The following is a 25,754-nucleotide window of genomic DNA, read 5'->3' on the forward strand; positions in this document are numbered from 1 at the left end:
AGGCGTACGGACGAGACGACGGAACCGGGACGACGTGGCCACCGGAGACACCGACGATCCGGTGGCCACGGACGCCGGCGTCGTACGACCGGCCCGCAACACCCGCAATCGGCCCACCGACGACGAGTTGCTCGACGCCGCATGCGCGGTCATCGCCGAGGTCGGTGCCGAGCGCACCACGATGACCGCCATCGCCGAACGCGGCGGCACCACCCGGGTCACCCTCTACGCACACTTCGGGTCCCGCGACGAGCTGGTCAACCGGGTGATGACCCGCGAGCTCGACACGTTCACCTCGTTCATGTTCGAGGTGTACGACGCGAGTGAGGACATGCCGTACGGTGCCCGCGCCCGCTACTCGGTGCAGGCCCTGTTCGACTACGCCCGACGCCACCCGGCAGGTCTGCGTGTCCTCATCGGCCACCGGGAGGGTGGCAGTGACCGCCGGTTGTACGCCGCGCTCGAACCCCGTATCGCCGCACGCCTACGCCAGAACTACGCCGAACGCGGCGCGCGGATCGCGGCCAGTGCCGACACCCTCGCGTCGCTCCTGCTGGGGATGAGCCTCGACGTCGCCCACCGCGCGCTGATCGTCGACGGCGCCGGCGTCGACGAGGCCTGCGACCTCGCGATCACCGCGACCCTCGCCGTGCTCCGCGACGTCCGCGCGGACCAGCTGCGCGCTCTCGACGAATCGCTCGGGCAGCGCTGAACCCGTGACCGGCGGTCGACACGGGCGCGCTCAGGACCGGGGCGGTCACCCCAGCCAGCGGCCGGCACGCCGGCTGTGGCCCGCCTTCGTCGCCGCGGGCAACCGGTCGTAGGCCCGGGCGAGGAAGTTCGACCGCGCATTGGCCTCGAAGACGTCCCGGTGGTCGCGAACGAACGTCCAGTACAGCCCGTCCCAGTCGGCGGTCCAGTCGCCGGGCGGTATGTCCGACATCTTCTTCAGATAGTTGCTGCCCGAGACGTAGGGCTTGGTGGTGATCGCCTCACCGGCCGCGAACTGACTCATCGCGTACACGTTGGGGACCATCACCCAGTCGTAGGCGTCGACGAACATCTCCATGAACCACTCGTAGATCTGCTCCGGGTCGATGCGGAGCAGGCACATCGCGTTGCCCAGGACCATCAGTCTCTCGATGTGGTGGGCATACCCGTTGGCGAGAATCCGCCGGATGACGAGGTCCACCGGCTCGAGCCCGGTCTCGGCGGTCCACCACCCGTCGGACAGCTTCCGATCGTGGCCCAGGTGATTCCGGCTCCGGAGAGCACGCCCGCGGGTCTCGTACGACGCCCGCATGTATTCGCGCCAGCCGATCAGCTGCCGCACGAACCCTTCGACGCTGGCCAGTGGGACACGGTTACGTCCACCGGCCTCCAGCGCCCTGGTCAGCACCGTTCGCGGGCTCAGGAGCCCGGTGTTGAGTGCGGGCGTCAGCAACGAATGGAAGACGAACGGGTGCTCGGTGCTGATCGCATCCTCGTAGGGTCCGAACTCCGCGAACCGGTCGGCCAGGAACTGCTCGAGCATGGCCAGCGCCTCGTCGTGGGCGGTGGGCCAGGCGAAACCGTCGGCGTCGCCCGGGTTGTCGGGGAACTCGTCGGCCACCCAGGCGATCGCGGCGTCGACCTCGGGATGTCGCGCCGGCGGTGTCGGTTGCGGGACCTCACGGTTCTTCGGCAGTTTCTTCCGGTTCTCGGTGTCGAAGCTCCACCGGCCGCCCGCCGGTTTGCCGTCGTCGTCGACGAGGATGCCGAGCCGTCGTCGCTGCCAGGTGTAGAACTGCTGCATCCGCGGCCGCTTGCCGGCGAAGAACTCGTGGATCTGCGCACGGGTGGTGAGGAAGTTCGGACTCTCGGCGATGTCGTCGGCCGCCAGTGGGCATCCGGCGTGCTGGAAGGCCGCCAGCAGGTCGCCCGTCAGCCAGTCGTCGACGACGTCGTACAGGTGAACCGACGCCGGGGGCCGGCCGGACAGGTACTCCACGAGCTGGTCGTGACTGGACTCCTCCGCGTCGGTCTCGAGCACGTCGACCTCGAAACCCCGGTCCCGCAGCCGGTCCGCGAACCTGCGCATGCTCGCCCGGTGCAGGACGAGTTTCTGCACGTGGAACCGGTACTGCCGGAACATCAGATCGTGTTCGACGAGGACGAAGCGGGTGCCGGGGTCCGCGTCGAGGTGCGACTCGAACAACTGATGCGGCAGCACCACGCGGACGACATCGCCGGACGGACCTGACATCAACTCTCCTCTCGCCGCTACACGCTCCCGACTTGGACGGCCCTCTCAAGGGCCGGACAAGTCGACCCCAAGTTCGCACCAAGCGCCCGGCGACATCCTGTCGTTCATCACCCGAACACCACGATGAGCCGCCGAGACCGGGCACCCGCCCACTCCAGACGATAGGAACCACGATGTCGCGCAGCACCGCCAGCTATTCGCACCCCTCCGACGATCGGATTGCCGAGTCCGGCGGCGACGTGCCGTCCGTGGACAAGCCTCTCTGGCAGCTCGGCCGGCGTGCCACGGTCATCGCGGCCTGCGTGGGCTTCGCCACGCTGGCGGCCTGCAGCGTCAGCGTCGGCACGCAGTCGATCGAAGAGGCCTCCGACATCGACGTGGGCGAGTGCCTGCAGATCGGTGCCGAAGCCGGCGAAGGCAAGGTCGAGGCGACCAAGGCCGAGTGCGAAGGAACCGAGGGGCTCACCTTCTACGCGGCCGACAAGGTCAACACGTCGGCGGAATGCGGCACCCCCAACACCTCCGCGCTCACCTTCGGCGAAGGCGACCAGAAGCTCTGCCTCACACCCAACTTCGCCGTCGACACCTGTTACCAGATCCCTATCGGCGGCGGCAAACTCGCCGACTACCGCGAGGTCGAGTGCAACGCCTCCCCCGCGGAGAGCACCATCCTCGCCAAGACCGTCAGCCGCGGTGCGGACTCCCTCACCTGCACCGAGGACGAGACGAAATGGGCCTTCACACAGCCGCTGTCGGTCAGTTACTGCTTGACCGAGGACGTCACGGCCGCGAGCCGATTCGACGGCTGAGCGGCGGCCTGCGGGCCGGGCGCCGCGTCGACGAGGTCGTGGGTGACGCGGTAGTCCTCCCGCATCCGCGCCATGGCGACATCCCGTGCGCGGTAGGATTTCTCGACGCGTGCTCGTGCCCGCCGGGCGCCACCGACCCGCTGCGCCGAATCCGCCACCGCAAGAACCGGTCCGACCCGTCTCAGCAGATGTTTGAACCGGCCGTCGGGGATTCCGAGCGCGTCGGCGTCGGCGTCACCGATGAACACCCGCTGCAGTCCGTGCATGGTCTTCGTGGCCAGCCGGCGTCGCAGGGCCTGCGGCCCCGGGAACACCGCGGCCAGTTCGGGCACCAGATAGTCGTCGGTCAACGCGACCACGAAATCCCGGTCGTCGGGACCCGGCCCCGGCGAGGTCAGCCGATAGAGCTCTTCGATCCGGACGTGGTCGGCCTCGCAGACCGGGTTGAGCTCGGCGCTCATCCCGACCACATGCCCCACGTACCGCCACAGGTGATAGATGTCGTCGAGCTCGCAGTCGGTGAACCGCACCCCCAGCTTGTGCATCGCGTCGATCGCGATGTGCCCGAACTCGGCGATCGTGAACGCCATGTACGGCTGCGGGATCGGCACGCCCCACGCGGTCTCATCCCAGTCTCCGCGCGCGAGCAGCATGGAACGGACATGCGCGTGGATCATCCGGACCCGCACCGTGTACGCGAAACCGTCACCGCCGCGGCGCATCCCGCCGGGCGTCAGCACCTGCCCCAGCCATTCACCGACCTCCACCGACCGCACCGCCGGCTGGGACACGTAGCGCCCGGTGACCGCGAGTGGCTTGCCCGCGATCGTGTTTCCCGCCCCGCGGACCAGCGATGCCGCGCCGAGCACGATGCCCAGCGGTGCGGTGTTGACGACCAGCGCGTCGGCCGCGCGACTGATCCGATCATGATCGACCCAGTCGGGCTCGTCATCGAGGAACTCGAAGAGCGCGCGCAACGAGTCGGTCGCGTCGTCGACCGAGTCGATGCCGTTCTTCAGCGCCGCCCGCAGCACTGTCGTGGTCGGACCACCGGGTTGCCGGTCGGCGGCCACGGCGTCGGCGAGCGGGTCGGCGATCCACATCTGATCGAGCCAGTCACGGCCGGCCGTCCCGAACCGTTGCACGGCCAGGTCGGTGTTCACGAGGTCGGCGGGTGCGCTCCGTTCCATGGATCCATGAGAACACGAGCAATCCTCACTTACTATTCACTTTCAATGGCATCGTCGACGACTCCCAAAACCACCGCATCGCAACGGCGCAAGGCACCCAAGCAGCAGCGCAGTCGTGAGATGAGGCAACGCCTCCTCACGTCGGCGCTCACACTCCTGGAGCGTCGTCCCGGCCGACGGCCCACCACCGCCGAACTCGCCGACCACGCGCACGTCAGCATCGGGACGGTGTACCGCTACTTCGCCGACATGGACGCGATCGTCGAAGAACTGCGCCTCGCCGCCGTTCACGACATCACCGCCACCCTCGCGAGCGGGATCGGCCGGGCGATGGATCAGCAACCGGACACCGCGATGGTCACGGTGGTCGAGACCCTCGTGTCGTCATTCGAGTCACATGCGCCGGTCCTGCGTGCCTCGCTCGAGATCGGGGAACACGGCTTCGGCGACGCCTGGGCCGAGGTCGAGAGACCGCTCCTCCCGCTGGCGCGGATCCTGCCGTCGCGGATGAGGCCCGACCTCGACGATCGGGCGATCGACGAACTGGTGTTCCTCACCATGGGTGCGACCGCGAGTCTGTGCCTGCGCATCGCCCTGCAACGACCCCGCGACGCCGACCGGACATCGCTCATCGCGATGGCGGCACGAATGTTGTTGGCGGCGTTCGACTCACCGCCGTCGGGCAGTGCTGGTCGAGTAAGTGCCGGCTGAGTCGGCGACTCAGAGGCTGCGCTGTTCCGCGTACTCCGCCATCGCCGTTCGCTCCGCCTCGTGTCTGGGGTAGAAGAAGAACACCACCGCCGCACCCACCACCACGATGGCGGCCGCCGCGCCGTAGGCGTTCCTGTCGCCCTGTACGAACGCGTCGCGGGCCGCGGCGATGATCTGATCGGCGTACTGCGGATAGCGTTCGGCCAGGACCTCGGCACTCGAGAACGACTTCGTCAGCGCGGCTTCGGTCTGTTCGGTGACCTGATCGGCCTGCGGCGAACCGGAGATGGTGTCCTGCAACTGCTTCGCGTAACCCGCGGTGAGGATCGCGCCGAGGGTGGACTGCAGGATCGCGCCACCGAGGTCGCGTTGCAGATCGGACATGCTCGACGCCATGCCCGCGCGCTGCACCGGCACCGAACCGGTCAGCGACTGCGACGCCGGGGTACCGGCGAGACCGACGCCCACCCCGACGAGGACGTAGACGAGGCCGACATGCCAGAAGTGGGCGTCCTCATCCCAGGTGAGCATCGCGAGCACCAGGCCGACGACGATGAAGGCGTAACCGGACAGCAGCGTGAACCGCGAACCCATGCTCTGCACGAGTTTGGCCGAGCGCGGGGCCACGACGATCATGGCGGCCGCGGCCGGGAGGATCGTGGCGCCGGCCGCCAGCGTCGAGTAGCCGAGAACGTTCTGCATGTACTGCTGGCCGATGAACATCGCGCCCATGAGCGTGCCGAACACGATCAGCCCGCCCACCGCCGCGACCCAGAAGGTGCGTCGGGCCGCGATCCGCAGGTCGAAGAGCGGCACCCGCACACGCAGCTGCCGCCAGACGAAACCCGCCCCTGCCAGCAGCGCGATCGCGGCCAGGATGTAGACCTGCAGTCGCTGATCGGAGTTCGGGGCGAAGTTGATCGCCAGCACCAGCGAGCCCACCATCACGATGGACACGACGCCACCCAGGTTGTCGACGACTGCCGCCTGGTCGCCGTTGTCGTCGGGCACCAACCGCCACGCCGCGACCAACGCGACGACGGCGAGCGGCAGGGTCACCAGGAACACCGAGTGCCAGGCCAGGATCTCGAGGAGCGCCCCGGACAGGACCGGTCCCAGCGCCGAGATCGCACCGCCGAACGCCGACCACGCGGCGATCGCCCGGACCCGTTTCGGCCCCGACCACAGGGCTGTGATCACCGCGAGGGTGGTCGGGAAGGCCAGGCCCGCGGCGATGCCGCCCACCAGACGAGCACCGAACAGGACCTCGACGTTGGGCGCGAATCCGGCGACGAGCGACGCGGGGATCGACAGGCACATGCCGATGACCAGCATCCGCTTGCGGCCGTGCCGATCTCCCAGCGCGCCGAAGTAGAGCACCGACGCCGCCAGGCCCAGCGAGTAACCGACCGCGACCAGGTTCAACTGCGTCGAACTCGCGTCGAGCGCCTTGCCGATGTCGGGTAGCGCGACATTCGCCACCGCGAGATTGATGTTGGCCACCCCGGCGACCAGGATCAGCGCGACCAGGATCGCCTTCGCCCGCTTGGGAGCCGTCCCCGCCTCGACCTCGGCCGTTGTCGACGTCATCGGGGAATCGTACGTGCGCGAGCGCCATCGGGCCGGGGATCGGGACGCTCCGGCACGAAATGGTCACGGACTCCCGTGGGATCAGATCAGAGGCAGACGCTGATGGTCACCGGCCCGATGGGGATGCCGAAGCAGATCGCCACCGAACCGACGGCCTGTACCGGTTGCACCGGCTGCACCGGCGCCGGCGCGGCGGAAGCGGCCGGCGCGGTGGCCAGACCGATCGCGCAGGCGGCACCGACAGCGGCCACCCCGACAGACGTGCGACGCATGATCCCGGACATGTTCATGAGCAGCTCCCCTCGAGCTCGAGTCCCCCCGGACAACCCTGCGGATGGGGTCAACACGCAGGTGATGGTGACTCGAGATTCTACGCCCCGGCGTCGGCGTCGTCCCCATCCCGAAGGGTCGAATCCGCGACGGGGTGTCACAGGCTGATGCGGAGACCGTCCCACTCGTGATCGTGCATGAAACCCTCCGCGAGCCCGACCCGGTACTTGAGGCAGCTGCGCAGGATCCCGGCATAGGCGAACGGGAGCATCAGCGCGGGCATCTGGTCGCCCGGACTGCTGACGACATCGGACGCGCCGCGGAAGTCGCGGACGAAGTCGCGCAGGGTCCGGTCCTTGCGCGACGACGGACGCCACCCGTAGAGCAGCATGCCCAGCCCGATCATCTTGTCCACGCCCGACCCGGGCGTGATCGGTCCGTCGTCGGGATTCCAGGTCCCGAAGAACGCGCGATCGACGCCGTCCTCGGGCGTGAACATCATGATCCCGCTCGTGGCGCGCGGGTTGCACTCGATGCAGAACAGGTCGCCGCCACCGTTCCGGTCCTCGATGAAGTCGAACCCGATCTGGCCGGTGAAGTTCACCCGGCGAACGAAATCGCTGACCCACCCGGCGATCCGCGGATGGTCCACGGACCGGAAGTTGAGGCACGAACTGCCGTCGATGGCGTAGTCGACCGGATAGGTGGCGTGGGCGTAGACGCGGCCCTCATGGCAGACCGAATACGTGCAGAAGTTGTTCCCCGATGCCCACTCCTGTGCGATCCACGGGTTCTGCTCATCGTGTTCGAGCCAGGTGAGCGGATCGTCGGGAGTCACCTTGTGAACCTTCTGCGAGCCCCGCGAATAGCAGTGTTTGAGCGCGAACGGCTTGGTGAAATCGAGCGATCCGACGTCCTCGGGTCCGGACACCCGCGCGAACTTGCGCGTCGGGATTCCGAGTTCGACGAGCAGCTCCTGGAAATCGTACTTGTTGTGCAGGCGGTTCTCGGTGGTGAAATCGGAGAGGAACAGCCGACATTCGGGCGGGAACACCTCGGCGAGCATCGCGATGATGTCGGTCTCCTCGTGCACCGGGATCACCATGTCGACGTCGTTGTCGGCCACGATCCGGGCGAGGGCGAGACAGTATGCGAGCGGCTCGAACTTCGGCGGGGGCACGCGGTGAAAGTCGCTCACCGCGTTGGAGAATCGGCCGATCCCGACCGGGATGGAGTCGACGATGCTCACCCGGTGACCCGCCGCGGCCATGAGCCGCGCGAGTTCCAGGGTGAGGAACGATCTGCCGAATGTGATCAGTACATGGGTTTGTCCGGCGCTGTTCACCCGAGCGAGTGTAGTGCCGACGGGCCCTGAGCACGGAAGCCGGACGGCCTGCGAAAAAAATGCGGTCAGGTCGGGAATATTCAGTACCGTCCTGTCGGTTCACCCTGTTAGTTTTTTGCACGATCGGCCGGTCCGTGTGCTTCGCTTCCGGTTGCGGAACAGCAGTTGCGGAGCAGCGCTGGTGCGGCCCGAGCCGATCGCGTGCGTACGCAGTCGGGGTGGTCGTCGGTCCGAGCCTGTCGAGGCTCATCCGGGCCGAGTTGGAGGAGGCATGCAGCTGTTCGTCATCGGCGTCATCGCCGCGTGCCTCGCCGCAGTCGCCTATGGGATGTCCACGGTCCTGCGCGCGCTCGGCGCCCGCCGCGTGGCCGAAGCCGCTGCCGACGAGGGTGAGGGCATCACCACCGAGAACGGCGCACCGACCCTCTCGTCCACGATGTCGACGCTGGTCGATCCGGCCTTCATCCTCGGCACGACACTGGTCGTCCTCGGCTTCGCGGGTGGCGCCCTCGCTGCCCGGTTCCTACCGCTGTTCCTCTCGCAGACCATCGTGTCGGCCAACCTGGTCATCACCGCCCTGCTCGGCACGATCATCCTCAACATCGCGCTGCACACCCGCGAATGGGTCGCCATCTGGCTGGTCGTGATGTCGCTCTGCCTGCTCGGCGTGGCGTCGTCCCATCACACCGGCGGCGGCGAAGAGGTCGGATTCCACTGGGGTCTGTTCGTCGCGACGCTCGCCCTCTGCGCTCTTGCTCTGGTGGGCGTCTACAACCTCGGTCCGGCGGGCGCCATCGTCGGCGGCGCATCGGCGGGTCTGCTGTTCGGCATCATCGCCATCGCCGTGCGCATCCTCGACGGAATCCAGCCGTTCGATCCCGTGGCGCTGCTGACCGATCCGGCCGCCTGGACCATCGCCGCCGCGGGCGCGGTGGGCTTCTACGTCCAGACCGTCGCCCTGCAGCTCGGCGCGGTGAACGGGGTGACCGCGGTGCTCGTGGTCGGCGAGACGGCCGGCCCGAGCCTGGTCGGGGTCGTCTTCCTCGATGACACGGCCAAACCCGGACTGGGCTGGCTGGCCATCCTCGGTTTCGTCGGCGCGGTCATCGGTGCCGTGCTGGTCGCCTGGTACGGCTCGGTCGACCCGGATCACCTCGGCGAGGCGCCGCCGATGAAGGGCGGGTGGCGCCGTGGCCGGGAGGAACCCACGTCCGACGAGGAGCGCGGAGCGTCCGCGGCAGACGCCGACCCCGACGTCGCGGAAACCGATCTGTGGACCACCGACGACCCCGTCTTCGACAGCCAGGACTCCCGGCGCACCTGACGCTCCCGCTCTCGTCGTCGCAGGTGGTTGACACCCGCCCCGCTGATGGAGAGGGTGGGTTGATGACATCGACCAGCACGGGCTCCGCTGCCCGGCTCGCCTACGAAACCCTCGAACCCTTCCACATCCTGGCCTACTTCAATCCGGGACTGAAAGGCGCGCAGGCAGACACCGGGCTCGATCCCTACGCCTTCTACGTCGGTGCGCGCGGAGCGCCGTTCGGTCCGTGCGCGTCCTCGGTCGTCGCCTCCGCCTTCTACAACTTCAACCACGAACTCATCGCCAAGGGCTGGACGGCCGCCGTCGACGCCGGGCTCGACCGGGTCCACGAACGACGCAACCAGATGCTCGACGACTCGCTGCAAGAGATCCTGGGCGACTCCATCGACGACTCCCTCCTCGACGAACTCGCCTCCGCCTATTACGATCTGGCGGCCCGGCTCCCGCTCGGCGGACGCCCGCTCGCTGCCGCGTGGTCGACGGCCCCGCGACCGGACACCGCGCGCCTACGTCTGTGGCACGCCATCGCGATTCTCCGAGAGTGGCGCGGCGACAACCACATCGCCGCTCTCGCCCTCAACGGTCTGAACGGCTTCGACGCGGCCGTCTTCCACGAGTCGCAGCTTCCCGACCCCACGGTTCGTCGTCGCACCCTGGGCAAGCGCATCGTGCTGATGACCCGCGGCTGGTCCGAACAGGACTGGCAGGACAGCGTCGATCGCCTGGTCGACGCCGGGCTGGCCGAGCGCGTTGAGGACGGGCACCGTCTCACCGCTTCCGGCGCGGCGACCTACGACGACATCGAGGCCACCACCGATGCTGTCGGAGAAGCCATCTGGGCCGGCACCGACGACCTCCTCACTCGGACGAGACCGGTCGTGAAAGCCGTCATCGATGCCGGAATCCTGCCGGGAACGAGGACGAAGTGAGCGCGCCCGCCGGCGGCTTCGAGGACCTGCGGGCGATCGAGAGCCTCAAGTATCGCTACCTGCGATCTCTCGACACCAAGGACTGGGCGACGTTCGAGTCGACGCTCACCGAGGACGTCACCGGTAACTACGGTGAGAGTCTGGCCTTCTCGAATCGGAACGAGCTGGTCGGATACATGCGCGAGAACGTCGGTCCCGCAGTCATCACCGAACATCGTGTCGCACACCCGGAGATCGAGATCGACGGGGACACCGCACGCGGACGCTGGTACCTACAAGACCGGGTCATCGTCGCCGAGTTCTCCTTCATGCTCATCGGGGCGGCGTTCTACGACGACACCTACCGCCGCACCGCAGACGGATGGCGGATCAGCAGTACCGGTTATGACCGCACGTACGAGGCCACCGTCGGGCTCGCCGACGTGCCGAGCTTTGCACTGAAGGTCGGTCCCGCAGTCCAGGTCTGAGCCTGCCCATGCGCGCCCGCATCTTCGCCGACCGCCGCGAGGCGGGTCGGTTGCTGGGTGCGCGGGTCGTCGAAGTCCGGTACGGCGTCGGCATTCCGGAGGCCGGTACAACAGAACCTGTCGTCCTGGGACTCGCGCGCGGCGGGGTTCCGGTCGCCCGCGAGGTCGCCGACGCCATCGCGGCGTCGACAGGCAGGTGCGCGATGGACGTGCTGGTGGTGCGCAAGATCGGGGCGCCCGGCCACGAGGAGTTCGCCATGGGCGCGCTCACCGCGCACCACCTGGTGGTCAACGACGACATACCGCGTCGACTCGGGGTGTCCCGCAGCGAGTTCGACGAGGCCGCCGATCGACAGCGGCGCATCCTCGACGACCGCGAACGACGTTACCGCGGCGGACGTCCCAGCACCGAGCTCGGCGGCCGGACGGTCATCCTGGTCGACGACGGTCTCGCCACCGGGTCGAGCATGGCCGTCGCGGTCGACTCCGTCCGGTCCGCCGGCGCCACCCACGTGGTGGTGGCGGTACCCACGGCACCCTCCGATTCGATTCAGCGACTGCGGGATCGGGGCGCCGACGACGTGGTCGTCCTCGTGACGCCGGAACCGTTCCGGGCCGTCGGCCTGTCCTACGGCGACTTCACTCAGGTGGACGACGACGAGGTGATCGCGGCCCTCAGCCGGCCGGGCGACTGAGCCGTCGAGGACCGCACTGAGAACCACCCGTCCGAGCGGCACCGGCGAGCTGTCGTCGACTGTCCGTTTCCTACGGGTGGTTTTCAGCCGGGCTTTCGCTGGTCTTTGAGGAGTAGCTCGGCAAGCTCGGCACGGTCACCCACATCCAGCTTGGTGTAGGCGCGGAACAGATGCCCTTCGACGGTGCGGACCGAGACGGTGAGTCGCTGCGCGATGTCCTTGTTGGACAGGCCCGCCGCCGCGAGGTTGGCGATCTCCCGCTCGCGCGACGTCAACGGCAACGGTTGCGCGGCCGAGATCAGCGCCGGAGTCCGCAGGCCACCGCACTGCGACGCGAGTCGGTTCGCCACCGCGGCCGACGCCACGGTCGCGGACCGTCTGCCCGCCGCGTCGTGCAGGACACTGGCCTGCGCGGCCGCGTCCGCGGCGGACAGACACACCCCGGAGTCCTCGAACGCCGTCGAGCACAGATCGAGTTCGACAGCATCGCCGTCGCGGAGCGCCGCGGCGTGGCGCGCGTACAGATCCGAGAGCGGGCCGTCGACGCGCTCGGCCAGTTCGGTGAGCCGGTCGGCGACGCCGCCGTCCCCGAACCGGGCGGCGGTGTGCAGGGCCTCGGCCTCCACCGCGAACTGACCGGCGGCACGGGCGGACTCGGCCGCGGAGTGCGCGAGTTCGACGGCGGGCGTGACGGTTCCGGCGGCCGCCGACTGCCAGGCCGCCGCGATGGCGAGCATGGGCCCGAAGACGGCCACATGCTTGCCGGACCGCTTTCGCGCCTTGGCCAGCGCGGCCGCGGCACGGTCGGCCTGTCCCAGCGCACTCAGGGCCTGCACCAGGAAGATGTGGGCCGGGAAGTTCCACGACTCGGAGAACCGGCCGCTGTCGAGGATGGCGAGGGTCTGCTCCATCCGCCGGGTCACCGAGGCGCACGATCCGCGGGCGAGTTCGACTGCGGCGACGAGTATTCCGGACATCGCCCAGCCCAGGTACTGCGCGGTCTGCGCGGCGGACACGAAACGCCCCGCGGCGCCGTCCGCGTCGTCGAGCCGGCCGGTGAGGGTCAGCGCGAGGGTCTCGCCGAAACCGGTGGGGAACCGGAGCAATCCGTCCACCTCGACCTCGCGCGAGTGTTCGGCCAGCGCCCCGACCTCCGCTCCCCGACCGGCGACCGCACGGGCGAGGCTGCCACCGAAGACCGCCCACTCCACCGCCCACGGCAGCGCCCTGGATTCGGCGAGGACGGTGTCGGACAGCGTGATCGCCTCGTCGATCCGGTTCTCGAAGAGGGCGCACGCCGAGGCGATCCCGGTGACGATCGGCGTGAGTGCCGGGTGGGTGACCCGCTCGGTCAGCAACCGCAGGATCTCGTCGGCCCGATCGGCGTCGCCCAGAGCCCAGAACGTGTTGCCGATGATCGAATTGCCCCACAGCACGAGTCGACCCTCGTCGAGATCGTCGGGCGAGAAGCGGGACAGGATGTCCCGCGCCTCGTCCGGATGCCCCTGCCACATGACCGCCCGCGCGAGCAGCTCGGCCTCCTCGAGTCCACCGCCCTCGTCGAGCGCCGCCCGCGCGAATCGCTCGCCGAGCGGCGTCTGCGCGAGGTTCAGGGCATCGCGTGCGGCGGTCCGTACCAGCGCGAGGTCGATCTCCACGTCGCTCTCGATCGCGAGATCGGCGAGCCGAATCCGCTCGGCCGGCGTGTTCGTGGGCCGTGACTGCAACGCCTCGACGAGCCGGCCACGCAGCCGCCGCGACGACACGAGACCCAGGCGGCGCCGGATCACCTCACCGAACAGCGGATGGTGGAAGGCGACGTCGAGACGCCGCCCGTCGCGGGTGATGCGCACCAGCCCGGCGATCTCCGCCTCTTCGACGGCTTCTTCGCCGGCGAGCTCGGCGAGGACGTCGATGTCGAGGGGTTCGCACAGACTGAGGTATTTGAGGGCCCCGAGAACCGGCGCGTCGAGTTGCTCGATCCGCCCCTCGAGCAGCGATGCGAGCTCCGAGGTGATGGCGGCGCGTCCGCGTAGCTGCCACACGCCGTTGACCTGCCGCAGCGTGTCGGCCTGCCGCGCACCGTCGACGAGATGCCGTAGGAACAGGGCGTTCCCACCGGAGGCCTCCCACATGAGATCGGCCGAATGCTCCTCGAGCTGCCCGCCGAGCACCGACTCGATGAGGTCGACGCTCTGCTCTTTGGTGAACGGCGACAACGTGATCCGCGTGAGGTGATTGTCCTTCCACAGCGAGGTCACCGCATCCGGGACGGTCTCGCCGCTGCGGACCGTCGCGACGATGTGCACCGCACGGTCGATCGCGAGCTGATGCAGCAGCGTCGCCGACAGTTCGTCGAGCAGGTGGGCGTCGTCGACCCCGATCACGACATCGCCGTCGGCGAGGAGCGATTCACGGGCCGCCGCAAGGTAGGTGACCGGATCGCTCGACGTCGCCGGACCGACGAGATGCGCGAACACACCGAGCGGGATCGAGCGCGCGGACTCGGTGCCCGCCACCCAGCGCACCCCGGTCGGCAACTCGGCGGTGACGTGCCGGGCGAGGGTCGTCTTGCCCACGCCGGAGTCACCGGTCAGGACCACCCCACAGCCGGTCGTCTCACCCCTGACGGCCGCCTGGATCGTGCGGAACTCCCGATCGCGCTCGACGAGCGGCCAATTCGTGGACATAACCGCGTATTTTAGTCTGCTGGGCCCTACAATGGGCCGCCCGGAAGCACCAATGTGGTCCGACCGGATGGCCCTGTCGACACGCGGCTAATCCCGGATTTGACATCGGCGGAAGAAAATCCGCGAACTACGCATCCCGGGCATTGGTCACGGCCACTGCCGCCGCAAGCAACACGATCGTGAAGCCCGCGAAGTAGGCCAACGAACCGTAGGCGTTCCAGTGGAACGTGTCGCTCCCGCCGGCGAGGAAGTTCCACCCGTTCAGGAACGGCAGGAACGACACGATGTGCTCGCCCACCCGCGGGAGCACCGACACGATGCGCTCGAGGGCCAGCATCCAGACGAGCACGATCGCCACCGCACCGGCCGAATGCCGCACCAGCGCACCCACCGCGAGGCCGATCAGCGCGCACAGCATCGCGAAAACCGGCGTCCCCCAGAGATGCCGGACGGTCTCGGGCCCGGTGAGCGAGACTCCGACGCCGGCGAGCACCTGCGCCGCCACGACCGCGACGACGGACACGATGGCCACCACCGCGAACGAGAGTCCGCCGAACACGACCGCTTTCGCGAGGAGGACCTGGGGCCGACGCGGGATCGCCGCGAACGTCGGTCGGATCGTGCCGAAGCGGTACTCGGTGGTCACGCCCAGGATCGACATGATCGCGAGCACCGCGACCCCGAACTGGTTGACGCCGAGCAGGAAGTCGTCGGTCAGGGTGTCGGTCTCACCGGGACTGCCGTAGGAACCGCCGGCGATGGCGCCGAGCAGCACCGCGAAGCCCAGGCCCAGCACCACGACGACGCCGAGGCACCAGTACGGCGACCGGGTGCTGGCGAGTTTGATCCGTTCGGCGTTGATCGCGGCGATCACCGGTTCACTCCCCCGTGGTTCCCGACGGCCCGGTTGTGGACGTCGGGGTCGTGGACGGCGCGGTTGTCGACAGCGGTGTAGTCGACGGCGTGCGCCGTCATCGACATGAAGACCTCTTCCAGTGACGCCGACTCGGCGGCGAGTTCGTGCAGGGTGATGCCCGCGGCGGCGGCGAGGTCGCCGACCCGATCGGTCGTGGTGTCCGGCACGCGCATCACCGGGCGCCCGTGGGCATCCGGGTCACCCGGCGCGGGATTCAGCCCCGCCGCCGCGAGCGCGGCGTGCAACTGTTCGAGCTGCGGGCCGCGCACCCGCACCGACTGCCGGGCCCGCCCGGTGAACTCCGCCGCCGAACAGTCGGCGATCAGCCGGCCCCGCCCGATGACGACGAGATGGTCTGCGGTGAGCGACATCTCGGTGAGCAGATGGCTCGACACCAACACCGTCCGCCCCTCCGCGGCGAGCTTGCGCATGAACCCGCGGATCCACACGATGCCCTCCGGGTCGAGGCCGTTGACCGGCTCGTCGAACAGCAGTGTGTGCGGGTCGCCGATCAGGGCACCCGCCAGCCCGAGCCGCTGCGACATACCGAGCGAGAAGCCGCCGGCGCGCTTCTTGGCCACCGAGGTGAGCCCGACCGTCTCGAGCACCTCGTCGACTCGCGCGGCCGGGATCCGGTTGCTCGCCGCGAGCCACCGCAGGTGGGACCGCGCACTGCGATTGGGATGCACCCACCGGGCGTCGAGCAGCGCACCGACCTGCCGCAGCGGATGCTCGAGGTCCCGGTAGCGCTGCCCGTTGATCGTCGCCGTGCCCGATGTCGGGCGGTCGAGTCCGAGCATCATCCGCATGGTCGTCGACTTGCCCGCACCGTTGGGCCCCAGGAAACCGGTGACCCGTCCCGGCCCCACCTCGAAGGTGAGGTCGTCGACCGCGCGTTGACCGCCGAAGTCCTTCGTCAGATTCGCTACCTGCAGCACGCCTCGACCATAGCCGCCGAATCCGGAGCGGCCCGGTCTGTCGTTCGGATGGCCTGTCGCGGGATCGCGCGTCAGTCCCGGTCGCGCCCGGGCGAGGACGCGTGCGCCCAGAAGCGCTTGGGGATCCGGCCGGCGCGCGCGGCCAGTCGGCCCCCGGCCACCGCGTGCCGCATCGCCGTCGCCATCAGTTCGGGATTCTCCGCCCGGGTCACCGCCGTGGCCAGAAGCACGCCGTCGCAACCGAGTTCCATGGCCAGGGCCGCGTCGCTCGCCGTCCCGATGCCCGCGTCGAGTATGACCGGCAGCGGGTCGTCGAAGCGGGTGTGGCAGTCGTCGACGATCATCTCGATGTTGTGCGGGTTGAGGATTCCGAGTCCGGTCCCGATGGGCGATCCGAGGGGCATCACCGCCGCCACCCCGAGATCGGCGAGTCGCGCCGCCAGGACCGGATCGTCGTTCGTGTAGGCCAGCACGACGAAACCGTCGGCCACCAGTGCGGCCGCGGCGTCGACGAGCTCGATGGCGTCGGGCATCAGGGTGCGTTCGTCGACGACCACCTCGAGCTTCACCCAGTCGGTCTCGAACGCCTCGCGCGCCAGTTGGGCGGTCAGGACCGCCTCGGCGGTGGTGTGACAGCCCGCGGTGTTGGGCAGGACGGCGATGTCGAGCCGGCGCAGCAGATCGAAGACCCCGGTGCCCGAGGCCGCGTCGACGCGCCGAACCGCGACGGTGGTCAGCTCGGTCCCCGACGCGACCAGCGCGCGTTCCAGGGTCGCGAGATTCGACGCGCCGCCGGTGCCGGTGATGAGTCGCGACGAGAAGTCGCGACCGGCGATGCGCAGATGGTCCGTATCCGGGATCGTCTCGTCGCCGGACCTCTGCTCGGTCCGCGAGGCGTCGGGCTTCAGATCGGCGAGGTCAGCCACCCTGCACCGCCGTGACGATCTCGACGACGGCACCGTCGGTCATCGTGTGCCGGTCCCAGCGGCCGCGCGGGACGACCGCGCCGTCCACCGCGACCGCGATCCCCCGGTCCGGCAACCCCAGCCCCATGACGACGTCGCGCACCGACGTGTCGGCGCCGACATCGACGCTCTTGCCATTGACGGTGATGTTCGCGGTGATACTCATTCCTCTGCTCCTTCCAGAATCGACAACACGCGGGCGGCGGTGCCCGGGGCGAGGACGATCCCGTTGCGCCCGTGCCCGGTCGCCACGACCGTTCGTGTGTCCACACGGGTGACGATCGGCAATCCGTCCGCGGTGCACGGCCGCAGACCGGCCCCCGCTTCGGTCAGTTCGTAGGTCCGCAGCCCGGGGAAGACCTCGATCGCGTCGGCGAGCAGATCCGCGACCCCACCGGCCTGTGGCGCGCGGTCGGCCGTCCCCTCGGCCTCGTACTGGGTGGCGCCGACGACGACTCCGTCCTCGCGCGGCACCAGGTACACGGCCCGCCCGTGGAGACGTGCCCGGACGACGTGGCCGGGCGGCGGCACCGACCAGCGAGTACGGCGAAGGCGGAGGATCTCCCCCTTCGCCGCATGCAGGTCCACACCCGGCCAGAGGGCCGCGGTGCCGAGTCCAGCGGCGAGCAGGATCTGGGTGTCGGAACCGAGGTCGTCGAGGTCGGCCAGGGATTCGACGCGCGCGGAGACCAACTCGGCACCCGCCGACGTCGCGGCGGCGCGCAACGCCTCGAGCAGCCGCCGGTTGTCGACGGACCACTCGCCGACCGCGCGGTAGCCACCGACCAGTCGAGAGCTCAGCGACGGTTCCAGGGTCCGGATGTCGCGGCCGGTCACCGACTGCAGCGCGGCATCGGTGGCGGGCTGCCCGGCCCAGACGAAGTCGGCGAGATGCCGCAGGTACTCGATGTCGGTGGCCGAGGCCGCGACGAACAGCGAGTCGGTGGCGGTGACGACACCCGGGTCGTCGAGCCGCTTCACGAGCGCCGGCCACAGCCGGACCGACTCGACCGACAGGGCCAGGGACGCGTCCTCGCCGGGATGACCCTCGCCGAGTGAACCGAGCATGCCGCCGGCGACCCAGGACGCGCGCTCCTCGGTGCCGGCGTCGAGGACGCGAACCCGCCATCCGGCGTCGGCCGCGGTGAGCGCACAGGTCAGCCCGATGACACCGCCCCCGACGACCGTCAGGGCGCGGTGGGCAGGGCGCTGCGGTGGGGAATCCACGTTGGGAATCACCTTCCTTCGCCGGAATGACCCGGATCAGGTTCGACGGTCAGCGGAATCTGTCCGCACTCTCAGCCCGGCCGATCCGGACTCCCGTGTGTTCGTGCGATCCACCCTACGCCGGGACGTCGGGGGTCCGGTTAGCCTGGTCGGCGTGACGACCCCGAACCGCACCAGCTCCGCGTCGACGGACCCCGGCTCCGCGACGGACCGTCGCCGGCGGCTCTCCACGGCCCGCCTGTACCTGTGCACCGACGCCCGGCGCGAACGCGGTGATCTGCTCGACTTCGTCGACGCGGCGCTCGCGGGCGGCGTCGACATCGTGCAGCTGCGCGACAAGAACTCGCCGGGCGAGCGCGAATTCGGGACCCTGGAGGCGGGCGAGGAACTCGAGATCCTCGCGGGCATGCGGACGGTCGCCGACGCGCACGGTGCCCTGCTGGCGGTCAACGACCGCGCCGACATCGCGGCGCTTTCCGGGGCCGATGTCCTGCACGTCGGACAGGGCGACCTGTCGCCGTCGGCGGCCCGCCGGATCGTCGGACCGGACGTCGTCATCGGCGCCTCGACCCACGACCCCGCGCAGGCTGCCGCCGCGATCGCCGACGACGACGTCGACTACTTCTGCGTCGGTCCGTGCTGGACCACCCCCACCAAACCGGGCCGCGCCGCCGCCGGCCTCGACCTCGTGTCCTCCACTGCCGCAACACAATCAGCCAAGCCGTGGTTCGCCATCGGCGGAATCAACGCCGGCCGCGTCGGGGAGGTCACCGCGCTCGGGGCGCGGCGCATCGTCGTCGTGCGGGCCATCACCGCGGCCGATGATCCGGCCGCCGCAGCCACCGACCTCGCCGGGATGCTCTAGCGGTTCCCCTGGCGGAAACACGTTTGCCCGGTCGGTGTCGCGGGTCTATGGTGGACCGATCATGTTGTGTATCACGAGCGTTCTCGTAACCCGCCGCAGCGGGGTCTGAATCTGACCGACCCCCCGCTGCGGGTCGGTTGCGCTCTCCAGTCGGTCATCCGTTCTTCGACCGAAATCGGTTTTCGAGATGCACCCTCTTCATCTACCTCGTCGATCCTGTTCGTGGACCGAGCGCGACGACCGGCACGGCGGCGACCACTTCGCCGCACGTTTCGGCCGCCCGCTTCCCCCCGGGATGCACGAGGAGGCCGCCGGGATGACCTGGCAGGAATTCACCGACGAGTACTCCCGTGGCGGCACGATCCGGCTGGGCTCCTTCTCTGCCGTTCCGTGCTCGGGCGACCTGGTCGAGTGCCGCGCGACGCTCGCGATCGCCGACCGCATCATGTCCCGCAGCGCCGTCGCCGCCGGCCCCGTCGGTGCGATGACCTCGATCCTCTACGACGTCGGCGCCCCGGTTCAGATCGTCCGGCTGCACCAGCGGGTCGTCGACGGCATGGTCACGACGTTCCTGCTGTGCGAGCACGACGGCCGGCAGGCCTGGGCCGTCGGTGAGGGCGCGAGCAGCGACGAGGCGAACGTCCACGCGCTGGTCGCCGGGGCGAACCGACTGCTGGAGTCCGACCGCGCCGGGGTGTGAGGGCTCAGCTCTGGGGATCCAACATCGCGATCCGCTCGCGGAGAACGGGCCACGCGAGTCCGAACGCGGGATGCAGCGGGAGTTGATCGACGCGCTTCTCGTCGACCCATCGCAGTTCCGTGGATTCGAAGTTGGCGACCGTGCGGACCGGCGAGTCGGTCTCGGCGATGACGGTGGTGTAGGTCCACCCGCCGGGCGCTTCATGGGTGACGACCGCGGCGACGACGCGAAGGTCGTCGGCGGTGATGCCGGCTTCTTCCTCGGCCTCACGGATCGCGGTGTCGATGGCGCCCTCGTGTGAGTCGCGGGCCCCTCCTGGCAACGCCCACGTACCGCCCTGATGCGACCAGGCCGCGCGGTGCTGGAGAAGTACGCCGGTGGTTCCCTCCGGCAGCGGCGCCCGCAGCAGCAGACCTGCCGCGCCGTGGATACCCCAGTATCGAGAACCGTCGGGATCGATCACCCAGCCGTCGCCGTCGCCGCGCACCACGCCTCCTCGCAACCCGGTCGCCCCGACCGGGTGCCTCCACCGTAAGTGAGATGCGCAACACCTGCCAGGGAGACCGCGAAGCCCTCTCATCGCGGCGCGGAACCACGAGGTGCGTCGGCGAGCACCCCGGCACGCGCGAACCGCCGAGGTCGGCGGCGCGGCGCCGATCGACTCGGGAGGAACCCGGCACGATGACATAGGGTGAAACACGCACGACCCGGTGAACGATGACCCAGATGACACAACCCCTGACGTTGATCGCCCGGTCACGCGAATCCGGAACGGGGAACCGGTGACCGTAGGACCGCACCGGAGACGATCCAGCGTTCGAGAAGGGATCAGGTAGGTGACCGGCGACGCGTCCTCCGTGCGGACGGCGCTGACGCGTGGCGGTCGCACGATCCGTCCGGCGCAGGCCTCACCCCCGATCCGCCAGGTGCTCGCCGACCGACGCGAACTCGTCGCCACCGCCCGGGAACGCGCCCAGTCCCCGTTCCAGACCCTGCGCCACTTCGCCGTCACGACCCCGGGCAAGCTGATCATCATCTGCGGAATCCTGGCGCTCGGCTGTCTGAGCACCGGCCTGTACGCATCAACGGTCCTGGAAGACCGCACCCAGACTCTGCAGCGCCTCATCGATCGGACCGAACCGCTCGCCGAGGCCGCGCAGGTTCTCTACAGCTCGCTGTCGATCGCCGACGCGTCGGCGAACGCGGCGTTCATCTCCGGCGGACTGGAGACCCCCGATCTGCGGCAGCGCTACTCCGACGCGCTGGCGACGGCGTCGTCGTCGCTGATCCTGGCCACCGGTACCTCCAGCGAACCCGGTTCCGGCATGGTGTCGGACCGAGCCGAGCAGGCGGTCAGCGCCGATCTCGAGACCCTGTCCACCTCGATCCCGGTCTACAGCGGACTCATCGAGACGGCGCGGACGAACAACCGGCTCGGCAACCCGGTGGGATCGGCGTATCTCGGCCAGGCGTCGTCGATGATGCAGGACCAGATCCTCCCGGCCGCCCAGCGCCTCTACGAACGGCGATCGATGGCCATCGCCGACCCCCAGCAGACCCTCACCCGTCCACCCTGGACCGTGTACGCGCCGCTGCTGTTCCTGCTCGCCGCGCTGATCCTGACGTCGCGCTACCTGGCGCGGCGGACCCGACGACGGTTCAACATCGGCATCGTGGCGGCCGTCTTCGCCCTCAGCGTCGGGACCCTGTGGTTGCTCGCCTCCGGTCTGATGTCGGTGGCCGCCACCAGCGACGCCCGCACCGAGGGCGCCGACCCGCTCCGCGACCTGACCGCCGCCCGGATCCTCACCCAGCAGGCGCGGTCGGCCGAGACGCTCTCGCTCATCCGCCGCGGTGATCAGGGCGGTCTCGAGCGCAGCTTCTCCGCGGCGACCAGCGAGATCGGCAACATCGTCGACGACGTCCGCGAGGGCACCGAAGACGGCGACAGCGCGGTCACCGGCGAACAACTGGACACGGTCACGGCGGCGCTGACCGAGTGGCGCCGCACCGACGCCGCGGTCCGCCGCTACATCCAGACCGGCAACTTCGGTCTCGCGCGCCTGCACACCGTCGGCGACGGACCGGACAGTTCGGCGCGCGCCTACACCGCGGTGGACACCGCGCTGGTCGATGCGATCACGACTGCGCGGAACTCCTTCCGGGACGACATCAACACCGCACAACGGGTCCTCGGGTTCACCGGCACCGGCATCCTGCTGCTCACCGTCTTCGCCGGAGTCGCGGTCGTGGGCGGTCTCATACCGCGCATCCGGGAGTACCGATGACGACCGTCCCCTCGCCTCGCCGCCTGCTGACCGTCGTGGTCCTGCTCGCGCTCACCGGCCTCGTCGCCACCGGGTGCGTGCGTTTCCCCGCACCTGAATCACCCCCGCCGACGGCGACCGCCGGGCAACCGATGCTGCCCGGCGTCCAGGTCGACGTGCCCGTCGAACCGCCGCCGAGTTCCGAGGCCTGCAACGCGACCCTGACCCTGCGGCCGCCCGCCCAGATGCCGCCGCCGCGTCAGATGCCGATCAATTCGACGATGGCCGGCATCCTCGAGCGGGGCCGGCTCATCGTCGGGCTCGACATCGGGTCCAACCTGTTCAGCTTCCGCGACCCGATCACCGGCGACATCCAGGGCTTCGACGTCGACATCGCGCACGAGATCGCCGGCGCCATCTTCGGCGACGACCGCCGCGTCGAGTTCCAGGTGTTGAGTTCCGCCCAGCGGATCGACGCCCTGCGGGACATGACGGTCGATCTGGTGATCAAGACGATGAGCATCACCTGCGACCGGTTGCGCGACATCAGTTTCTCGGCTCCCTATTACGTCGCGTCCCAGCGCATCCTGTCGTTCCGGAACTCCAACGTGACCGGTCCGGCGCAGCTCGCCGACAAGCGGGTCTGCGCCGCGCGCGGGACCACCTCGATCGGTCGTATCCAGGCCATCCAGCCCCGAGCCACGATCGTCAGCACGACGACCTGGGCCGATTGCCTGGTCCTGATGCAGCAGGGTCAGATCGACGCGGCGACCACCGACGACGCGATCCTCGCCGGTCTCGCCGCACAGGATCCGTGGTTGCGGGTCGTCGGTCCCAGCCTCGGCGAGGAGTTCTACGGCGTCGGGATTCCCAAGGGCCAGGACGATATGATCCGGTTCGTCAACGGCGTGCTCGAGCGCATCCGGGTGACCGGCCGATGGCAGGAGATCCGGGACCGGTGGCTGTCCATCCTCGACAGTGGGTACGGCGCTCCCCAGCCGTATTACCGGGACTGATGCCCATGGACGACGCGGCCCGGAACGATCACGACACAGACGACGTCACCCACGGCGACCTGAGCGACGACCTCGGCACCCAGCGGGTCTCGCTCGACGCCCTGCTCGGCGACGACGACCCCGACCCCGACGGTCCCGGCCCGGGCGGCGGCGAGGACGCCGAGACGACCGCGAAGGTGGTCGACGTCGGCACCCAGCGGGCCGACCTGTCGGCGCTGACCGAGGGCCCCGACGGCATGGCCGACACCACCGACCCCCGGCCCGGCCGACGCACCGACCCGGATGTCGGAACCCAGGCCGTCGCACCGGTGTTCACCGTCGGGGTCGACCCCGACGACCGGACCGACCGCGTCGAACGGCAGCGTCCCGCCGTGCCCCACCCGGAACCCGACTCCGGTCCGCTCGGCCGGCGTCTGGTTCCGCGGCGTCGGCCGCCGGTGCACGAGCGACGGCTCGGCAGCGGCCTGGTCGAGATGCCGAAGATCACCGACATCGAACCCGAGGACGCCGTCATCGACGACCCGGTGATCGCCGACAGCAAGCGGTTCTGCTGGCGCTGCGGCAAACCCGTCGGTCGAGCCGAGGGCGAGGGCGCCGGTCCCCCGACCGGCGACTGCGGCAACTGCGGCGCCCGGTACTCCTTCGTCCCGGGACTGGCTCCCGGAACATTGGTCGCCGACCAGTACGAGATCGCCGGCGCCATCGCCCACGGCGGCCTCGGTTGGATCTACCTGGCCATCGACCGCAACGTGAGCGACCGGCCCGTCGTCCTCAAAGGCCTGCTGAATTCCTCGGATTCGGAGGCGCAGCGCGTCGCGGTCGCGGAACGGCAGTTCCTGGCCTCGGTCAACCATCCCGGGATCGTCAAGATCTACAACTTCGTCGAGCACGTCGACGACGATGACCGCTTCGGCTACATCGTGATGGAGTACATCGGCGGCCAGACGCTCAAACAGATCACCGCGGGCGATCCGGACAACTCCCTGCTGTCGGTGGAGCAGGGCCTGGCCTACATCCTGGAAGTGCTTCTCGCCGTGGGCTATCTGCACTCGGTCGGCCTGGTCTACAACGACGTCAAACCCGAGAACATCATGGTCGGCAGTGACGAGGTGAAGCTGATCGACCTCGGCGCCGTCTCGCCTATCAACGGCTACGGGCACCTGTACGGCACGCCCGGGTTCCAGGCACCGGAGATCGTCAAGACCGGACCGCAGATCGCGACCGACATCTACAGCATCGGGCGCACTCTAGCGGTCTTGACCGTGCCGATGGAGATGCGGAACGGACGCTACGTCGACGGCCTGCCCGCCGCGTCGAAGACGCCTGTCTTCCGGAACAATCCGTCGTACTACCGCCTCCTGCAACGCGCCACCGCCCCCGACCCCGCCGATCGGTTCGTCTCCGCGGAGGAGATGAGCACCCAGGTGCTGAACGTGTTACGCGAGACGGTCGCCGTGCACACGGGGGTCCCGCGGCCCGCGCTGTCCACGGTCTTCACGCCGCAGCGCTCGACGTTCGGCACCGACCTGATGCTCGCGCCGGTCGACGGCTTCTTCGACCCCGATCAGGCGGCGTTCTACGATCCGGTGGATATCGCCAACGCCCTGCCCGTTCCGCTGGTCAACCCACTCGACCCGGCGGCGAGTCTGCTCACCTCGGCGGCGCTGTCGGACCCGCGACAGACCCTGGATTCCATCAACACCGCCCGGGCAGAGGGTTTCGCCTCGCTCTTCGGCGGCCGGCCGGTCAAGAACGCCCACCCGTCGCGGGAGATCGATCTCGCCGAGGCCCGCGCGCATCTGCAGCTCGACGACGTCGACACCGCGCTCGCCCTTCTGCAGGAAGTCCGCGCCCACCACGGTGATTCGTGGCGGGTCGAGTGGTACATGGGCATCTGCGCGTTGATGAACGACGAACCCGAACTGGCCTACGAGCGCTTCGACGAGGTCCTCGGTGCGATGCCGGGCGAGGTCGCGCCCAAGCTCGCCGTCGCCGGCACCGCCGAACTCATCGGCCGTTGGCTGGCCGACGAGAAGGGCCCGGCGAAGTCTGCCGAGAAGATCGCCAAGCTGTATGACGTTGCGCAGCACCATTATCACGATCTGTGGCTGACCGATCACAGCATCGTGACCGCCGCGTTCGGTCTGGCCCGGCTCGCCGTGGCGGCCGGTGACATCGACGCCGCGATCCAGCCGCTCGACGAGGTCCCGGCCACCAGCCGCCACTTCAACACCGCGCGCGCGACGGCGATCATCGCGCTCGTGCACGGGCGCCCCACCTCGCAGGTGACCCGCGAGCAGATCATCGAGGCCGCAATGCGTCTCGAGCAGATCCCGGACACCGAACCGCGCAAGGCCCGGATGCTGCTCATCGTGCTGGGCACCGCGCTGGGCTGGATCCACGACAATCCCGACGACGCCAAGCAGGACAACGAACCCTCGACGCTGCTCGGCTTCCCGTTCACCGAGTACGGCATTCGCACCGGCACCGAACGTTCGCTGCGCCAACTGGCCCGCCTGACCCGCACCAACCGGGACCACCGGTTCATGCTCGTCGACCTCGCCAACTACGTCCGGCCGAATACGTTGTTCTAGG

The 25,754-nt window shown here is 69.3% G+C and carries 24 protein-coding genes and 1 riboswitch; of the genes, 12 read left to right on the forward strand and 12 right to left on the reverse strand.

The features are described 5' to 3' along the window. The first annotated feature begins 34 nt into the window (after window positions 1–34). Window positions 35–712 (forward strand): TetR/AcrR family transcriptional regulator, encoded by a 678-nt coding sequence (locus LEL84_RS12085; RefSeq protein WP_065630385.1) that lies wholly within the window; start codon window positions 35–37, stop codon window positions 710–712. 45 nt (window positions 713–757) lie between these two features. On the opposite strand, the gene LEL84_RS12090 is transcribed toward LEL84_RS12085, so the two are convergent. After that, window positions 758–2,245, reverse strand: coding sequence for a cryptochrome/photolyase family protein (locus tag LEL84_RS12090; RefSeq protein ID WP_226514192.1), 1,488 nt, complete (start codon window positions 2,243–2,245; stop codon window positions 758–760). Window positions 2,246–2,418: 173 nt separating this feature from the next. On the opposite strand from LEL84_RS12090, the gene LEL84_RS12095 reads away from it, so the two are divergent. Then, window positions 2,419–3,054, forward strand: coding sequence for a pyridine nucleotide-disulfide oxidoreductase (locus tag LEL84_RS12095; protein ID WP_226514193.1), 636 nt, complete (start codon window positions 2,419–2,421; stop codon window positions 3,052–3,054). Here LEL84_RS12095 and LEL84_RS12100 read toward each other — a convergent pair. Further along, complete coding sequence (locus tag LEL84_RS12100) at window positions 3,006–4,244, reverse strand: oxygenase MpaB family protein (RefSeq protein ID WP_226514194.1); 1,239 nt, start codon at window positions 4,242–4,244, stop codon at window positions 3,006–3,008. The two genes, LEL84_RS12095 and LEL84_RS12100, sit on opposite strands and share 49 nt — an antisense overlap. Window positions 4,245–4,364: 120 nt before the next feature. On the opposite strand from LEL84_RS12100, the gene LEL84_RS12105 reads away from it, so the two are divergent. Then, on the forward strand, window positions 4,365–4,955 hold the full coding sequence (locus tag LEL84_RS12105; protein WP_226514303.1) for a TetR/AcrR family transcriptional regulator: 591 nt from the start codon (window positions 4,365–4,367) through the stop codon (window positions 4,953–4,955). A 9-nt stretch (window positions 4,956–4,964) separates the two neighbouring features. On the opposite strand, the gene LEL84_RS12110 is transcribed toward LEL84_RS12105, so the two are convergent. The 3 genes from LEL84_RS12110 to LEL84_RS12120 form a co-directional block, all read right to left on the reverse strand. Then, window positions 4,965–6,545, reverse strand: a complete 1,581-nt coding sequence (locus tag LEL84_RS12110) for an MFS transporter (protein ID WP_226514195.1) — start codon at window positions 6,543–6,545, stop codon at window positions 4,965–4,967. An 86-nt stretch (window positions 6,546–6,631) separates the two neighbouring features. Next, window positions 6,632–6,835, reverse strand: coding sequence for a hypothetical protein (locus LEL84_RS12115; protein ID WP_065630380.1), 204 nt, complete (start codon window positions 6,833–6,835; stop codon window positions 6,632–6,634). A 137-nt stretch (window positions 6,836–6,972) separates the two neighbouring features. Then, window positions 6,973–8,160, reverse strand: a complete 1,188-nt coding sequence (locus tag LEL84_RS12120) for a carboxylate--amine ligase (protein ID WP_226514196.1) — start codon at window positions 8,158–8,160, stop codon at window positions 6,973–6,975. Between the two features lie 271 nt (window positions 8,161–8,431). Between LEL84_RS12120 and LEL84_RS12125 the strand changes: the two genes are divergently transcribed. From LEL84_RS12125 to LEL84_RS12140, 4 genes are all read left to right on the forward strand, one after another. Continuing rightward, window positions 8,432–9,484 (forward strand): EamA/RhaT family transporter, encoded by a 1,053-nt coding sequence (locus tag LEL84_RS12125; protein ID WP_226514197.1) that lies wholly within the window; start codon window positions 8,432–8,434, stop codon window positions 9,482–9,484. Between the two features lie 62 nt (window positions 9,485–9,546). Further along, a complete protein-coding gene (locus LEL84_RS12130) occupies window positions 9,547–10,413 on the forward strand; it encodes an SCO6745 family protein (RefSeq protein WP_226514198.1) in 867 nt (288 codons plus the stop codon). Next, complete coding sequence (locus LEL84_RS12135) at window positions 10,410–10,880, forward strand: nuclear transport factor 2 family protein (protein WP_068970952.1); 471 nt, start codon at window positions 10,410–10,412, stop codon at window positions 10,878–10,880. The genes LEL84_RS12130 and LEL84_RS12135 overlap by 4 nt, the downstream gene beginning before the upstream one ends. A gap of 8 nt (window positions 10,881–10,888) precedes the next feature. Then, window positions 10,889–11,575 (forward strand): phosphoribosyltransferase, encoded by a 687-nt coding sequence (locus LEL84_RS12140; protein WP_226514199.1) that lies wholly within the window; start codon window positions 10,889–10,891, stop codon window positions 11,573–11,575. An 83-nt stretch (window positions 11,576–11,658) separates the two neighbouring features. Here the strand turns inward: LEL84_RS12140 and LEL84_RS12145 are convergent, their stop codons facing one another. From LEL84_RS12145 to thiO, 6 genes are all read right to left on the reverse strand, one after another. Continuing rightward, window positions 11,659–14,265, reverse strand: a complete 2,607-nt coding sequence (locus tag LEL84_RS12145; protein ID WP_226514200.1) for a LuxR C-terminal-related transcriptional regulator — start codon at window positions 14,263–14,265, stop codon at window positions 11,659–11,661. Between the two features lie 127 nt (window positions 14,266–14,392). After that, window positions 14,393–15,139: an ABC transporter permease gene (locus LEL84_RS12150; RefSeq protein ID WP_065630375.1), complete on the reverse strand. Its 747-nt coding sequence runs from the start codon at window positions 15,137–15,139 to the stop codon at window positions 14,393–14,395. After that, complete coding sequence (locus LEL84_RS12155) at window positions 15,136–16,119, reverse strand: ABC transporter ATP-binding protein (RefSeq protein WP_226514201.1); 984 nt, start codon at window positions 16,117–16,119, stop codon at window positions 15,136–15,138. The genes LEL84_RS12150 and LEL84_RS12155 overlap by 4 nt, the downstream gene beginning before the upstream one ends. 71 nt (window positions 16,120–16,190) lie before the next feature. Continuing rightward, on the reverse strand, window positions 16,191–16,979 hold the full coding sequence (locus tag LEL84_RS12160) for a thiazole synthase (RefSeq protein WP_319005276.1): 789 nt from the start codon (window positions 16,977–16,979) through the stop codon (window positions 16,191–16,193). 58 nt (window positions 16,980–17,037) lie between these two features. Continuing rightward, complete coding sequence (gene thiS, locus LEL84_RS12165) at window positions 17,038–17,250, reverse strand: sulfur carrier protein ThiS (RefSeq protein ID WP_078114135.1); 213 nt, start codon at window positions 17,248–17,250, stop codon at window positions 17,038–17,040. After that, a complete protein-coding gene (thiO, locus tag LEL84_RS12170; protein ID WP_226514202.1) occupies window positions 17,247–18,311 on the reverse strand; it encodes a glycine oxidase ThiO in 1,065 nt (354 codons plus the stop codon). The genes thiS and thiO overlap by 4 nt, the downstream gene beginning before the upstream one ends. Further along, window positions 18,308–18,417: riboswitch (TPP riboswitch) on the reverse strand. It overlaps the preceding gene by 4 nt. A gap of 48 nt (window positions 18,418–18,465) precedes the next feature. Between thiO and thiE the strand changes: the two genes are divergently transcribed. After that, window positions 18,466–19,176, forward strand: coding sequence for a thiamine phosphate synthase (thiE, locus tag LEL84_RS12175; RefSeq protein WP_226514203.1), 711 nt, complete (start codon window positions 18,466–18,468; stop codon window positions 19,174–19,176). A 316-nt stretch (window positions 19,177–19,492) separates the two neighbouring features. Further along, window positions 19,493–19,876 (forward strand): hypothetical protein, encoded by a 384-nt coding sequence (locus LEL84_RS12180; RefSeq protein WP_065630456.1) that lies wholly within the window; start codon window positions 19,493–19,495, stop codon window positions 19,874–19,876. Between the two features lie 4 nt (window positions 19,877–19,880). On the opposite strand, the gene LEL84_RS12185 is transcribed toward LEL84_RS12180, so the two are convergent. Further along, entirely contained in the window at window positions 19,881–20,363 is a 483-nt protein-coding gene (locus LEL84_RS12185) for an NUDIX hydrolase (protein WP_065630455.1), read from the reverse strand. 349 nt (window positions 20,364–20,712) lie between these two features. Here LEL84_RS12185 and LEL84_RS12190 point away from each other — a divergent pair, with 349 nt between their 5' ends. The 3 genes from LEL84_RS12190 to LEL84_RS12200 are packed head-to-tail and all read left to right on the forward strand — an operon-like array spanning window position 20,713 to window position 25,753. Further along, complete coding sequence (locus tag LEL84_RS12190; protein ID WP_226514204.1) at window positions 20,713–22,164, forward strand: hypothetical protein; 1,452 nt, start codon at window positions 20,713–20,715, stop codon at window positions 22,162–22,164. Beyond that, a complete protein-coding gene (locus tag LEL84_RS12195; RefSeq protein ID WP_226514205.1) occupies window positions 22,161–23,159 on the forward strand; it encodes a glutamate ABC transporter substrate-binding protein in 999 nt (332 codons plus the stop codon). Before LEL84_RS12190 ends, LEL84_RS12195 begins: the two co-directional genes overlap by 4 nt. 5 nt (window positions 23,160–23,164) lie before the next feature. Beyond that, window positions 23,165–25,753, forward strand: coding sequence for a serine/threonine-protein kinase (locus LEL84_RS12200; protein ID WP_226514305.1), 2,589 nt, complete (start codon window positions 23,165–23,167; stop codon window positions 25,751–25,753). Window position 25,754: the final 1 nt, after the last annotated feature.

The sequence above is a fragment of the Gordonia sp. WA4-43 genome, from assembly GCF_020520305.1.
In the GTDB taxonomy this organism is placed as follows: Bacteria; Actinomycetota; Actinomycetes; order Mycobacteriales; family Mycobacteriaceae; genus Gordonia; species Gordonia hongkongensis.

Excerpts from the sequence above, each read along its gene's own strand:
- thiS (WP_078114135.1), bottom strand. The coding sequence starts at position 17,250 with ATGAGTATCACCGCGAACATCACCGTCAATGGCAAGAGCGTCGATGTC.
- LEL84_RS12145 (WP_226514200.1), bottom strand. The coding sequence starts at position 14,265 with ATGTCCACGAATTGGCCGCTCGTCGAGCGCGATCGGGAGTTCCGCACG.
- LEL84_RS12140 (WP_226514199.1), top strand. The coding sequence starts at position 10,889 with ATGCGCGCCCGCATCTTCGCCGACCGCCGCGAGGCGGGTCGGTTGCTG.
- LEL84_RS12105 (WP_226514303.1), top strand. The coding sequence starts at position 4,365 with ATGAGGCAACGCCTCCTCACGTCGGCGCTCACACTCCTGGAGCGTCGT.
- LEL84_RS12095 (WP_226514193.1), top strand. The coding sequence starts at position 2,419 with ATGTCGCGCAGCACCGCCAGCTATTCGCACCCCTCCGACGATCGGATT.
- LEL84_RS12090 (WP_226514192.1), bottom strand. The coding sequence starts at position 2,245 with ATGTCAGGTCCGTCCGGCGATGTCGTCCGCGTGGTGCTGCCGCATCAG.
- LEL84_RS12125 (WP_226514197.1), top strand. The coding sequence starts at position 8,432 with ATGCAGCTGTTCGTCATCGGCGTCATCGCCGCGTGCCTCGCCGCAGTC.
- LEL84_RS12115 (WP_065630380.1), bottom strand. The coding sequence starts at position 6,835 with ATGAACATGTCCGGGATCATGCGTCGCACGTCTGTCGGGGTGGCCGCT.
- LEL84_RS12180 (WP_065630456.1), top strand. The coding sequence starts at position 19,493 with ATGACCTGGCAGGAATTCACCGACGAGTACTCCCGTGGCGGCACGATC.
- LEL84_RS12110 (WP_226514195.1), bottom strand. The coding sequence starts at position 6,545 with ATGACGTCGACAACGGCCGAGGTCGAGGCGGGGACGGCTCCCAAGCGG.
- LEL84_RS12200 (WP_226514305.1), top strand. The coding sequence starts at position 23,165 with ATGGACGACGCGGCCCGGAACGATCACGACACAGACGACGTCACCCAC.
- LEL84_RS12130 (WP_226514198.1), top strand. The coding sequence starts at position 9,547 with ATGACATCGACCAGCACGGGCTCCGCTGCCCGGCTCGCCTACGAAACC.
- LEL84_RS12195 (WP_226514205.1), top strand. The coding sequence starts at position 22,161 with ATGACGACCGTCCCCTCGCCTCGCCGCCTGCTGACCGTCGTGGTCCTG.
- LEL84_RS12100 (WP_226514194.1), bottom strand. The coding sequence starts at position 4,244 with ATGGAACGGAGCGCACCCGCCGACCTCGTGAACACCGACCTGGCCGTG.